Source organism: Rhodophyticola porphyridii, from assembly GCF_003688285.1.
Classification (GTDB): Bacteria; Pseudomonadota; Alphaproteobacteria; order Rhodobacterales; family Rhodobacteraceae; genus Rhodophyticola; species Rhodophyticola porphyridii.
On the sequence record NZ_RCNT01000001.1, the window covers coordinates 669,221 to 681,361 of the forward strand.

At 65.0% G+C, this 12,141-nt stretch carries 12 protein-coding genes, 1 pseudogene and 1 riboswitch; all 13 genes and pseudogenes read left to right on the plus strand.

The genetic code is table 11. The features are described 5' to 3' along the window. Positions 1–60 precede the first annotated feature (60 nt). The 13 genes and pseudogenes from D9R08_RS03405 (at position 61) to rpsA (ending at position 11,940) form a co-directional block, all read left to right on the plus strand. Positions 61–1,077, plus strand: coding sequence for a PhoH family protein (locus D9R08_RS03405; protein ID WP_407690587.1), 1,017 nt, complete (start codon positions 61–63; stop codon positions 1,075–1,077). A 104-nt stretch (positions 1,078–1,181) separates the two neighbouring features. Continuing rightward, positions 1,182–1,676, plus strand: a complete 495-nt coding sequence (gene ybeY, locus D9R08_RS03410) for an rRNA maturation RNase YbeY (RefSeq protein ID WP_121896564.1) — start codon at positions 1,182–1,184, stop codon at positions 1,674–1,676. A 44-nt stretch (positions 1,677–1,720) separates the two neighbouring features. Continuing rightward, positions 1,721–2,611: a hemolysin family protein gene (locus D9R08_RS03415; RefSeq protein WP_121896565.1), complete on the plus strand. Its 891-nt coding sequence runs from the start codon at positions 1,721–1,723 to the stop codon at positions 2,609–2,611. 20 nt (positions 2,612–2,631) lie between these two features. Next, complete coding sequence (lnt, locus tag D9R08_RS03420; RefSeq protein ID WP_233557202.1) at positions 2,632–4,143, plus strand: apolipoprotein N-acyltransferase; 1,512 nt, start codon at positions 2,632–2,634, stop codon at positions 4,141–4,143. A 34-nt stretch (positions 4,144–4,177) separates the two neighbouring features. Next, a riboswitch (SAM-SAH riboswitch) is annotated at positions 4,178–4,228 on the plus strand. A gap of 6 nt (positions 4,229–4,234) precedes the next feature. Beyond that, the gene (metK, locus tag D9R08_RS03425) at positions 4,235–5,416 is read left to right on the plus strand and encodes a methionine adenosyltransferase (protein WP_121896566.1); all 1,182 of its coding nucleotides are present in this window, start codon (positions 4,235–4,237) and stop codon (positions 5,414–5,416) included. Positions 5,417–5,432: 16 nt separating this feature from the next. Then, a pseudogene (locus D9R08_RS19340) lies at positions 5,433–5,846 on the plus strand (N-acetyltransferase family protein); the annotation flags it as partial. Positions 5,847–5,894: 48 nt separating this feature from the next. Then, complete coding sequence (gene trmB, locus D9R08_RS19345; RefSeq protein ID WP_233557247.1) at positions 5,895–6,611, plus strand: tRNA (guanine(46)-N(7))-methyltransferase TrmB; 717 nt, start codon at positions 5,895–5,897, stop codon at positions 6,609–6,611. 152 nt (positions 6,612–6,763) lie between these two features. Further along, entirely contained in the window at positions 6,764–8,116 is a 1,353-nt protein-coding gene (gene aroA, locus D9R08_RS03435; RefSeq protein WP_121896568.1) for a 3-phosphoshikimate 1-carboxyvinyltransferase, read from the plus strand. Next, complete coding sequence (locus D9R08_RS03440) at positions 8,113–8,517, plus strand: GFA family protein (RefSeq protein WP_121896569.1); 405 nt, start codon at positions 8,113–8,115, stop codon at positions 8,515–8,517. The genes aroA and D9R08_RS03440 overlap by 4 nt, the downstream gene beginning before the upstream one ends. Next, the gene (locus D9R08_RS03445; RefSeq protein ID WP_121896570.1) at positions 8,514–9,119 is read left to right on the plus strand and encodes a (d)CMP kinase; all 606 of its coding nucleotides are present in this window, start codon (positions 8,514–8,516) and stop codon (positions 9,117–9,119) included. Before D9R08_RS03440 ends, D9R08_RS03445 begins: the two co-directional genes overlap by 4 nt. A gap of 79 nt (positions 9,120–9,198) precedes the next feature. Next, a complete protein-coding gene (locus tag D9R08_RS19050; RefSeq protein ID WP_158598918.1) occupies positions 9,199–9,342 on the plus strand; it encodes a hypothetical protein in 144 nt (47 codons plus the stop codon). A gap of 165 nt (positions 9,343–9,507) precedes the next feature. After that, entirely contained in the window at positions 9,508–10,029 is a 522-nt protein-coding gene (locus tag D9R08_RS03450; protein WP_121896571.1) for a type III secretion system chaperone, read from the plus strand. A 225-nt stretch (positions 10,030–10,254) separates the two neighbouring features. Next, on the plus strand, positions 10,255–11,940 hold the full coding sequence (rpsA, locus tag D9R08_RS03455) for a 30S ribosomal protein S1 (RefSeq protein ID WP_121896572.1): 1,686 nt from the start codon (positions 10,255–10,257) through the stop codon (positions 11,938–11,940). Positions 11,941–12,141 lie beyond the last annotated feature (201 nt).

A 12,141-nucleotide genomic window follows, 5' to 3' on the forward strand; every position in this document is an offset into this window, starting at 1 on the left:
TGCTTTGCGTGTCCAAGGTTGCCAAACTGATCGCAAGCCTTCGTGATTTGGGAGTTCTCTTTGGATCTGTCCACGCTGACTGCGAACCCGTCTGACCCTCCTCTGGAACTGCTGCTGGAATTTCCCGACAACCGTTTGCTCATCGAGCTGTGTGGAGAGTTCGACCGCAACCTGGCACAGATCGAGCATTTGATGAGCGTCCAGATCCTGCGCCGCGGCAACATGCTCGCGGTGCTCGGGGAGGCCCGGGCCGAAGCGGGCGAGGTGCTGCAAAAGCTGTATGAGCGTGCGGAAGCGGGCAGAAGTCTGGACCCGGGCGATATCGACGCGGTGGTCCGGCTCGGCAATTCGGCCGAAGGCACCGGGGCCCGGGACGGCGACCAGATCGAGTTGTTCAGGGGCGATGCGGGCGATCATATCGAAATCCGCACCCGGAAGAAAACGATCGAACCGCGGACACAGGCACAGCAGGCCTATGTTCGCGCGCTTTATGCCAATGAATTGGCTTTCGGCATCGGCCCGGCCGGGACGGGCAAAACCTATCTGGCGGTGGCCGTGGCCGTGAACCAGATGATCAACGGCCATGTCGACAAGATCATCCTCAGCCGCCCGGCGGTCGAGGCGGGAGAGCGGTTGGGCTTTCTGCCCGGAGACATGAAGGACAAGGTCGATCCTTACATGCAGCCGCTCTACGATGCGCTGAACGATTTCCTGCCCGGCAAGCAACTGGCCAAACTGATCGAGGAAAAGCAGATCGAGATCGCGCCGCTTGCCTTCATGCGGGGCCGGACCCTGTCCAACGCCTATGTCGTGCTGGATGAGGCGCAGAACGCCACCGCGATGCAGATGAAGATGTTTCTGACCCGTCTGGGGCAGGGCAGCCGGATGGTCATCACCGGCGACCCTTCCCAGGTGGATCTGCCCCGTGGCGTCACAAGCGGGCTGTCCGAGGCGGAACGGATCCTGGGCCATATCGATGGGATCAGCTTCAATTACTTCACCGCCAAGGACGTCGTGCGCCATCCGATGGTAGCCAGGATCATCGAGGCCTACGACGCGGATGACCCTGCAAAATAGCGAAGTGGGTTTCGAACCGGGCGCGCGCCGCGCCGCCGCGTGGCGCAAGCGCGGTGGCATCCGCCGCCGCCTGACAGGTTGGCGGGCTTGTGAAGGGCGCTCCAATGGAGATTGACTGTCTCATTGAAGATCCGGCTTGGGAGACGCTGGATCTGGAAGCCTTGGCGCGCCGGGTCTGCGCCGCGACCCTTGATGAACTGGGGTTGCAGGCCGAAAGCTTCGGGATCAGCCTTCTGGCCTGCAACGACAGCCGCATTGCCGAGCTGAATGCCGAGTTCCGGGGCAAGCCTGCGCCCACGAATGTGCTGAGCTGGCCATCCGAACCGCATCAGCCCGATCCGGGCCGGATGCCGGACCTGCCCGTTCCCGTTCCGGGTGCTCCGCCTCATGAACTGGGCGACATCGCGATCGCCTATGGCGTCTGTCTGGCCGAAGCGGAGGCGCAGAAGAAGAGTTTCGCCGATCACGTGGCCCATCTTCTGGTCCATGGAACGCTGCATCTGTTGGGTTTTGACCACATAAACGATGCAGATGCGACTTTGATGGAGGATCTGGAGACGCGCATCCTTGCAAGATTGGGTATCCCTGACCCATATTGAGACAACGGGTTGCGCGTGACCCGGTGTATTTTTGGAAAGGAGCCATGAGCTCAAGCCCTGACCCGTCGTCTAGCGCAGCGCAGAGCGCGCCACAGACGGATGAGTTGCCTGTACGGAAACCCGGCTTTTTCGCCCGGTTCTTTGGCACTGCCCCCAACCCGGAACCGGAGAGTATGAACGGTGTGCCCGCATTGCCCGCAGTGGACGGCGCCCCGGGGCTCGTGCCCGGCACCGGCATGTCCAACCTGCGCCGGTTGCGGGTGGAGGATGTCTCCATCCCGAGGGTCGAGATCATCTCGGTCTCATGTGATATCGAGCTCGACGATCTGGTTGCCGTGTTCCGCCAGAGCGGTCTGACGCGGTTGCCCGTCTATGACGGCACGCTCGATACGCCCATCGGCATGGTTCACCTGAAGGATGTCGCATTGCGATACGGCTTCAACGGCGGCGGCGGCGGGTTCTCGCTTCGCACGATGCTGCGGCCTTTGCTCTACGCGCCGCCATCCATGCCCATCGGTGTGTTGCTGCAGAAGATGCAGACGGATCGGACCCATATGGCGCTGGTGATCGACGAGTATGGCGGGGTCGACGGGCTGGTAACCATCGAGGACCTGATCGAGCAGGTGATCGGCGAGATCGAGGATGAACACGATGTGGAGGAAGACCGGCCCTGGCTGAAGGAAGATGCCGGCTCCTATCTTGCGCTTGCACGCGCTCCGCTCGATGAGTTCGAGGCGGAGATCGGGATGAAGCTGGTCGAAGAGGCCGATGAGGATGAAATCGACACGCTGGGCGGCGTGGTGTTCGTCCTGACGGGCCGGGTGCCCGCAAGGGGCGAGGTGATCCCTCATCCGTCGGGTGCGGAATTCGAAGTTGTGGACGCCGACCCCCGGCGGATCAAGCGATTGCGCGTGCGACTTCCGAAAGGCTCCTGAATTTGACCACGGCCAACTCCGTGTCCGAGTGGCTGGCGGCCCGCTCCGTCCGCCAGGGTCTGGCTCTGGCCATGACCGCCGGGGCGGTCGGCGGACTGGGGCAGGCGCCTTTCGATCTTTCGCTGCTGGCGGTCATCGGTCTTGCCGGTCTGGTGGTGCTGGTGCTTCGCGCCGATACGGCGCGGCGCGGTTTCTGGCTCGGTTTGAGCGGCGGGGCGGGGTACTTCGCCGTTTCCCTGCATTGGATCGTCGAGCCTTTTCTTGTGGACCCGCTCCGCCACGGCTGGATGGCACCTTTCGCCTTGCTGTTTCTGGCCGTCGGGCTGGCGCTTTTTTGGGCTCTGCCATCGGCGCTGGCGGTGCGGCTGGCGACCGCACCGGGCCAACGAGCCTTGCTTTTGACGGCGCTTCTGACCGCGGCCGAATATGCGCGGGGAACGGTGCTGACCGGGTTTCCATGGGCTCAACCTGGCCATATCTGGATCGATACGAGCCTGTTGCCGCTGGCCGCATTTGTGGGCCCCTACGGCATGACGTTTTACACCGTCGCGGCGGCGGCCCTGATCGCGGTGGGGGTGCTGCGGGCGAGCTGGTGGGTTTTGATCGTGCCGGGCATTCATGCGGGGCTGGTCGGTCTTGCACTGACGGTTTCGCCCGCGCCCGATGCCGCGCCCGATGCTCCGGTCCTGCGTCTGGTGCAGCCGAATGCCGCGCAACATCTGAAATGGCAGCCGGACATGATCCCGGTTTTCTTCGCCCGCGCCGTGGACCTGACCGCCGAGCCGACGCAGCTTGATGGCCGTCCGCCGGCCGTTGTCATATGGCCGGAAACGTCGCTGGCCGCACTTCTCAACCAGTCCGAAGACTGGCGCGCCGTTATCTCGCAGGCGGCGGGCCCGGTTCCGGTGATCCTCGGCGCGCAGCGACTGGAGGGAGTCACGGGGCGCAATTCCCTGGCGCTGCTGGATGAAACCGGTGAGATCGCCGCGATCTACGACAAACACCATCTGGTGCCCTTCGGCGAGTACATGCCCTTCGGCGATCTGCTGTCGCGCCTCGGCGTCGACGGGCTGGCCGCCGCCCTGCAGACCGGCTACCGCCCCGGGCCAGGGCCGGAGGCGTTGGACCTCGGGGGCCTTGGACAGGCCTTCGCGATGATCTGTTACGAGGCGATTTTTCCGGGTTATATCCGCCGGATAGATCGCCCTGACTGGATGGTGCATATCACCAATGACGCCTGGTTCGGACAGTTTTCCGGCCCCTATCAGCATCTTGCGCTGGCCCGGTTGCGCGCGGCGGAGCAGGGGCTGCCGCTGGTCCGCGCGGCCAATACCGGCATCTCTGCGGTGATAGATGCCCGCGGCCGGGTGCTGGACAGCCTGCCCCTGGGCGTGGCGGGGGCGCTGGATGTCGCTTTGCCGCCTGCATTGCCGCCGACGCTCTATGCCCGTACCGGCGACTGGCCCGTGTTTCTGGTTATCCTGGTCGCGCTTTTCGCCGTTGCTGCAAGACGCCGCGTCAACAGGCATTGAACCCCGCCGCACTTGGGCGTAAGGCATGCCGATCAAGTCCCCACAACGGCTTCCTGGCGTGGGGAAAGACATATTCAATGGAGCATTCCCCATGTCGCGACAGAACTTCTCCTTCACCTCTGAATCCGTCTCGGAGGGCCATCCGGACAAGGTGTGTGACCGCATTTCGGACGCGGTTCTGGACGCGCTGATCACCGAGGAGCCTGAAGCGCGGGTCGCCTGCGAGACCTTCGCCACCACCAACCGGGTGGTGATCGGCGGAGAGGTGGGATTGAGCGATCAGGACAAGCTTCACGATTACATGGAGCGGATCGAGGACATCGCGCGCGAGTGCATTCGCGATATCGGTTATGAGCAGGAGAAGTTTCACCACGAGACGGTCGAGGTGACGAACCTGCTGCACGAGCAATCGGCCCATATCGCCCAAGGCGTCGATGCGTCCGGCAACAAGGACGAAGGCGCCGGCGATCAGGGGATCATGTTCGGCCATGCGGTGGCTGAGACGCCCGAGCTGATGCCCGCCCCGATCCACTATGCCCATTGCATCCTGCGCCGTCTGGCCGAGGCTCGGAAATCCGGCGCCGAGCCCGCGCTTGGCCCCGATGCCAAGAGCCAGCTGACCGTGCGCTATGAAGATGGCATGCCGGTGGAGGTGACCTCCGTGGTGCTGTCGACCCAGCATCTGGATGAAACCCTCACCAGCGAAGATGTGCGCGCGATCGTGGAGCCCTATATCCGCGCAGAACTGCCCGACGGCTGGCTGAACGGGAACACCGAATGGTGGGTGAACCCCACGGGCAAATTCGTGATCGGTGGCCCCGATGGCGATGCCGGTCTGACGGGGCGCAAGATCATCGTCGACACCTATGGCGGTGCGGCCCCCCATGGCGGCGGCGCGTTTTCCGGCAAGGACCCGACCAAGGTGGACCGTTCGGCGGCTTACGCGGCCCGCTATCTGGCCAAGAACGTGGTCGCGGCCGGCTTGGCCCATCGCTGCACGATACAGCTCAGCTATGCGATCGGGGTGGCCAAACCGCTGTCGATCTATGCCGACACCCACGGCTCCGGCAAGGTTCATGAAAGCCAGATCGAGGCTGCCGTGGCGCAGATCATGGATTTGACGCCGCGCGGTATCCGGACACATTTGCAACTCAACAGGCCGATCTATCAGCGGACGGCGGCCTATGGCCATTTCGGCCGCGCGCCGGATGCCGATGGCGGGTTCAGCTGGGAACGGACCGATCTGGTCGAGGCGCTGAAAGCGGCCGTTTGAGATAAGGGTCACTCGGATGACGGAGGTGTTGCGCGCAGGTCTTGCCGAAGACGCCCCCGCCCTTGCCGAATTGCATCGCCGGGCGATCGCAGCCGTCCCCGACGATATTCTGGCGCCGGAGCAGCGCGAAAGCTGGGCGGCCGGGATCGCCCCCGACAGCTATCTGCGGGCCTGTGCGGCGGGCGAGGCGTTTGCTCTGGCCGAGATTGACGGGGCCATTGCGGGATTTTGCAGCTACCGCACCGGTTCGCCCGATGCCGAGATTGTGGGCCTTTATGTGGACCCGGCCTTTCAGAACCGTGGCATCGCCCGGCGGCTGACCGAACTGGTCGAGGCGCGGCTTTTCGACGGCGGTGCGACACGGATCGAGTTGAAGGCGGGCCCCGCCGGGCAGGCGGCATGTCGCGCACTTGGCTATCGGGTGATCGGGCGCAGCACCCATGTCAGCCGGGGCGGACTGGCCCTGCCCGTCGCGGTGATGGAGAAGGCGGTGACCGACGCGGCCCGCCGCCCGGCGCGAAACTTCTATGGCCGCCGCAAGGGCCAGCATCTGAAAAGCAGCCAGGCGCGGTATCTGAAGGAGGATCTGGCGGCGCTATCGCCCGGTCCGGTGGATTGGGAGACGAACCCCGAACGCCGGCCGCTCGATCTGGAGGCGCTGTTCGGCGGGCGGGAGGTCTGGCTCGAAGTGGGTTTTGGCGGTGGCGAACACATGGTGCATCAGGCGGCGGCGAACCCGGATGTGGGCATCATCGGCTGCGAACCCTACATCAACGGCGTCGCGATGCTGTTGGGGAAGATCCGCGCCGCGGGTGTGGAAAATCTGAAGGTCCATCCCGGCGATGTGCGCGACCTCTTCGACGTGCTTGAAGACGATGCCGTGTCGAAGGCATTCCTGCTCTATCCCGACCCATGGCCCAAGACCCGCCATCACCGCCGGCGGTTCGTGACGGCGGAGCATCTCGCCCCGCTGGCGCGGGTTCTGAAACGGGGGGCCGAGTTCCGGGTGGCGACGGATATTCCCGATTACGTGCGTCAGACCCTGATGGAAGTGCCCAAGGCCGGGTTTGATTGGCTGGCCGAGGGGCCGCGGGACTGGCGCACCCCGTGGGAGGATTGGATTGCGACCCGGTACGAGCAGAAGGCGTTGCGCGCGGGCCGGGTGCCGCATTACCTGAGTTTCCGGAAAAACTAGAGGCCGCCGCCCTGACCATTGGCCAGAGTTATCCGGGCGCGCGCGCCCTGCCGCGCCGTGTCCGGGTGGCGTTCCTGAACGCACAGAAGGGGTGTGGACCGCACCGATGGGGCGGTTTATCACCGCGGGCGACTGAAGATGAGGTGACCTTGATGTCTGGCCATGGCGATCCGGTTCCGATGACCTCCCGCAGAGCGGAGGCGTTGCGCGGCGTTGCGGAGGTGCCGGGCGACAAGTCGATCTCCCACCGTGCGCTCATTCTGGGGGCGATGGCCGTCGGCGAGACGCGGATCACCGGATTGCTGGAAGGTCAGGACGTGCTGGACACGGCCCGCGCGATGCGGGCCTTCGGTGCCGGGGTTGAGCAGCATGGGCCGGGGGAATGGTCCGTCTTCGGGGTAGGCGTCGGCGGTTTTGCGGAGCCCGAGCAGGTGATCGATTGCGGCAACTCCGGCACCGGTGTGCGGCTGATCATGGGGGCGATGGCGACCTCACCGATTGCGGCCACCTTCACGGGCGACGCCAGCCTGAATGGGCGGCCGATGGCGCGGGTCACGGACCCGCTGGCGCTGTTCGGTACGCAGGTCATGGGGCGTTCCGGCGGCCGCCTGCCGATGACGCTGACAGGCGCGGCGGAGCCGGTTCCGGTTCGCTACACTGTGCCGGTGCCCTCGGCGCAGGTGAAATCAGCGGTGCTTCTGGCCGGGTTGAATGCGCCTGGCCAGACCGTGGTGATCGAGGCGGAGGCGACGCGGGACCATACCGAGCGCATGCTGGCCGGGTTCGGTGCGGACATCGCGACCGAGATGACAGAGGCGGGCAGGGTGATCACTCTTACTGGGCAGCCCGAACTGCGCCCGCAGGCGATCGACGTGCCGCGCGATCCGTCCAGCGCCGCCTTCCCGGTCTGTGCGGCGCTGATCTGCGAAGGCTCCGACGTCCTGGTGCCGGGCATCGGACTGAACCCGACCCGGGCGGGACTTTACGAGACCTTGCGCGACATGGGGGCCGATCTGACCTATGAGAACATGCGCGAGGAGGGCGGGGAGCCGGTGGCCGATCTCAGGGCGCGCTACTCCCCGGATATGAAAGGCATCGAGGTGCCGCCGGAGCGTGCGGCCAGCATGATCGATGAATACCCGATCCTGTCCGTCGTGGCGGCCTTCGCCGAGGGGCGGACGATGATGCGCGGTGTCCGGGAGCTGCGCGTGAAGGAGAGCGACCGGATCGCGGCGATGGCCACCGGACTGCGCGCCAACGGCGTGACGGTGGAGGATGGGCCGGATTGGTGGGCCGTGAGCGGCATGGGGCCGGGCGGGGTGCCTGGCGGCGGGATGACCGCGAGCCATCTGGATCACCGGATTGCCATGTCCTTTCTCTCTCTCGGGATGGCGGCGAAAAAGGCGGTGCGGGTCGATGATGCGGGCCCGATCGCGACCAGCTTTCCGATCTTCGGGACGCTGATGGCGGGGCTTGGCGCGCGCATCGAACGGAGCAACCGATGAGTACCGGATCCTGTCTTTGCGGCGCGGTCCGCTACGTCGTCTCCTCGCCGCTGCGCCCGGTGATCGCCTGCCATTGCGGGCAATGCCGCAAGTCGAGCGGGCATCATGTGGCCGCGACCTCCGCGCCGCGCGAGCATGTGGAGATAGAGGGGCGCGTGACCTGGTACGCCTCCTCTGACACGGCGCGGCGGGGGTTTTGCGGCATCTGCGGATCAAACCTGTTCTGGGACGGGCCGGGCAGCCATCTGTCGATTTTCGCAGGCACGCTGGACGGAGATCCGGGCATCCGGCTGGCGGGACATATCTTCTGCGCCGAGAAGGGCGCCTATTACGAGATCACAGACGGGCTGCCGCAGGCGCCGCAGGACGATCCGTCACTGACGACACAGGTGATACCATGAGTTTCACCGTTGCGATCGACGGCCCGGCGGCCGCGGGCAAGGGCACGATCAGCCGCGCCGTCGCACAGCATTTCGGCTTTGCACATCTCGATACCGGATTGCTGTACCGCGCGGTGGGACGGCGGATGCTGCATGGTGAGGACCCGGTCGGGGCCGCGGGACGCTTGCGCGCCGCGGATCTGGAGGGCGACGACCTGCGCGGCCCGGATGTAGCACGGGCCGCCAGCAAGGTGGCTGTGATCCCCGAAGTGCGTGCGGCGCTTGTGGATTTTCAGCGCGCCTTTGCCACCCGTGCAGGCGGCGCAGTTCTGGACGGGCGGGATGTCGGCACGGTGATCTGCCCGGACGCGCGGGTGAAGCTGTTTGTCACCGCCAGCGCGGAGGTGCGGGCGGAGCGGCGTCTGGCGGAGCTGGTCGGCAGGGGGCTGGACACGGATTTCGAGACGGTGCTCGCCGATGTGCGCGAACGCGATGCGCGTGACAGCGAGCGGGTGGAAGCTCCGTTGGTGGCCGCCTCCGATGCAGTGGTTCTGGATACCTCGGATCTGAGTATCGAGGCGGCGGTCGCCCGGGCGATCGCCACCGTCGAAGAGGCGCGATAAGCGCGGAGGCGCGGCTGATCGTCTCCAGGGGGGGGTTACACGGACGAGTTGCGCGCCCACGAGTATCCTCGTCGATGGCGTGGAGACGGCAAAGATCAGGACCAGTTCCAGCGTCGAGCCTCCGGTCGCCGCGGATCTGAACTGGATGCAGGCGGCAATCGACTGGACCCGGTCGAGCCTGTTTCCGCTCAGCTTGGAGCCGGGCGAGGTGGCGGTGATCTAGGTTTCCAAAACCTATGGTCGATGACGGGCGGCCCGGGCCATCGGGTCGGGCGCCGGAAATTACCTCAGCCTCAGGCGGCTCTGGCCGGTCACCAAAGCGTGGTTTGGGCGTGTGGGCCGGAGGGTCTAGTCTGGGCGCGACCTCGTTCCGGAAGGAGTATGTCCGATGCCGATCCACGCCTTTTTCCTTGCTGCTGTCCTGGCCGCGACGCCGCTTGCCGCGCAGCAGGCCGACCCACCGATGACACCCGAGAGGGTGGCCGCGATTCTGCTGGCGCTGGATCCGGATGCGGCGGCCTCGGGTCAGGGAGTGGAGCTGACCATCGAGGATATTCCGGTTCTGGTGGTTATGGATCAGGCCGCCAACCGGATGCGCGCCATGGTGCCCGTGGCCTCGGCCGACGCGCTGAGCGAAGCCGAACTGACCCGCGTGATGCAGGCCAATTTCGATACCGCACTCGATGCGCGCTATGCCATCGGGCAGGGGCGTCTCTGGGCCGTCTATGTGCACCCTCTGGCCGAGCTGCACGGCGCGCAGCTGATCGAGGGGATTGCTCAGACGGTCAATCTGGCGCGGAGCTATGGCACGCTTTACACCAGCGGCTCGCGGATCTTCGGACGCGGCGACAGCCCCGGGATCTACCGCGATCTGCTGGAGGATCTGATGCAGCGCGGTCAACCGCTCTAGATGCCGGGAAACGCCATCCGCCAATTGTGCCGAAGCCCTTGCCAGCAAGGGCCCGCCGGGGTATAGCAGCCGCGTCAAGTCGGCGGGCAACGCCGCGGATCGAGCAGGGTCGGGTCTCCCCCGGCCCTGATCGTTTTCCGGCAATGCGTGTCAAAGACCAACCCCAAAGACCGGCGGAGACAACCGCGCGGCCAGATAAAACCCTGATAAGGAACGTTAAAACGCATGTGCGCTAAAGCAACTATGGAGGAATTCGAAGCCCTCCTGAACGAAAGCTACGAAATTGACACGCCCGAAGAGGGCAGCGTTGTCAAAGGCAAGGTCATCGCCGTCGAGGCGGGCCAGGCCATCATCGATGTCGGCTACAAGATGGAAGGTCGCGTCGATCTGAAGGAATTCGCAAATCCCGGCGAGGCGCCCGAGATCAGCGTGGGCGACGAGGTGGAGGTTTACCTTCGCAATGTCGAAAACGCCCGGGGCGAGGCCGTGCTGTCCCATGAAATGGCCCGCCGCGAGGCCGCGTGGGACCGCCTGGAAAAAGCCTATGCCGATGAAAACCGCGTCGACGGCGCGATCTTCGGCCGGGTCAAGGGTGGGTTCACCGTGGATCTGGGCGGCGCGGTTGCGTTCCTGCCCGGCTCTCAGGTCGATGTCCGCCCGGTGCGCGACGCGGGTCCGCTGATGGGCCTCAAGCAGCCGTTCCAGATCCTCAAGATGGACCGTCGCCGGGGCAACATCGTCGTCTCCCGCCGTGCGATCCTTGAAGAGAGCCGTGCCGAGCAGCGCGCCGAGGTCATCGGCAAGCTGGCCGAGGGCGACGTGGTCGACGGCGTGGTCAAGAACATCACCGAATACGGGGCCTTCGTGGACCTTGGCGGTGTGGACGGCCTTCTTCATGTCACCGACATGGCGTGGCGCCGCGTGAACGATCCCAAAGAGGTTCTGTCCATCGGCGAAACCGTCAAGGTGCAGGTCATCAAGGTCAACAAGGAAACCCATCGTATCAGCCTCGGCATGAAGCAGCTGCAGGACGATCCGTGGGATTCGGTCGAGAGCAAGTATCCGCTCGACAGCACCCATACCGGTCGCGTGACCAACATCACCGATTACGGTGCCTTCGTGGAACTGGAGCCTGGTGTCGAAGGTCTGGTTCACGTCTCCGAGATGTCCTGGACCAAGAAGAACGTGCATCCCGGCAAGATCGTGTCGACCTCTCAGGAAGTCGAAGTGATGGTGCTGGAAATCGACACCGCGAAACGCCGCGTGTCACTTGGCCTGAAGCAGACCATGCGGAACCCCTGGGAAGTGTTCGAAGAGCAGTACCCCGTGGGCACGCAGGTCGAGGGCGAGGTTAAGAACATCACGGAATTCGGTCTGTTCGTGGGTCTCGACAACGACATCGACGGTATGGTGCACCTGTCGGATCTGACATGGGAAGGTCGTGGCGAGGATGTGATCGGCAACTACCGCAAGGGGGACGTGGTTCAGGCCGTGGTCTCCGAGGTGGATACCGACAAGGAGCGCATCAGCCTTTCGATCAAGGCCGTGGAGGGCGACCCGTTTGCCGAGGTTGTCGATGGGGTCAAGCGCGGGTCCGTCGTGACGGTGACCGTGACCGCGATTGAGGATGGCGGGATCGAGGTGGAGTACGAAGGCATGAAATCCTTCATCCGCCGCAGCGACCTCAGCCGTGACCGGGCCGAGCAGCGCCCCGAACGGTTCCAGATCGGTGACAAGGTCGATGCCCGTGTGACCAACGTGGATGCCAAGACCCGCCGTCTGGGCCTGTCGATCAAGGCGCGCGAGATCGCCGAGGAAAAAGAAGCCGTCGAGCAGTTTGGCTCGTCCGACAGCGGCGCATCGCTTGGAGACATTCTGGGCGCGGCGCTGAAGAAGGGCGACGACAACTGAGCGATCTGAGCTCCGAAAAATCCGAAAGGCCCCGTCGTATGGACGGGGCCTTTTTTTATGGCAACAGCACGTCAGGCCCGAGCGATCCCGCGATGGTGAACCACGGTCCGTCACCCTGTCTGCCTGCGGTCGAGCGATCCCGTTGCGCGCGTTTCTCCGGGCGCGCCGAACGGCAGCAATAGGGCGCGGCTCTCCCCGCGA

Coding starts and splice junctions, on each gene's coding strand:
- trmB (WP_233557247.1), top strand. CDS start 5,895: ATGGAGAAGGCGGTGACCGACGCGGCCCGCCGCCCGGCGCGAAACTTC.
- D9R08_RS03445 (WP_121896570.1), top strand. CDS start 8,514: ATGAGTTTCACCGTTGCGATCGACGGCCCGGCGGCCGCGGGCAAGGGC.
- ybeY (WP_121896564.1), top strand. CDS start 1,182: ATGGAGATTGACTGTCTCATTGAAGATCCGGCTTGGGAGACGCTGGAT.
- D9R08_RS03415 (WP_121896565.1), top strand. CDS start 1,721: ATGAGCTCAAGCCCTGACCCGTCGTCTAGCGCAGCGCAGAGCGCGCCA.
- D9R08_RS03450 (WP_121896571.1), top strand. CDS start 9,508: ATGCCGATCCACGCCTTTTTCCTTGCTGCTGTCCTGGCCGCGACGCCG.
- rpsA (WP_121896572.1), top strand. CDS start 10,255: ATGTGCGCTAAAGCAACTATGGAGGAATTCGAAGCCCTCCTGAACGAA.
- D9R08_RS03440 (WP_121896569.1), top strand. CDS start 8,113: ATGAGTACCGGATCCTGTCTTTGCGGCGCGGTCCGCTACGTCGTCTCC.
- metK (WP_121896566.1), top strand. CDS start 4,235: ATGTCGCGACAGAACTTCTCCTTCACCTCTGAATCCGTCTCGGAGGGC.
- aroA (WP_121896568.1), top strand. CDS start 6,764: ATGTCTGGCCATGGCGATCCGGTTCCGATGACCTCCCGCAGAGCGGAG.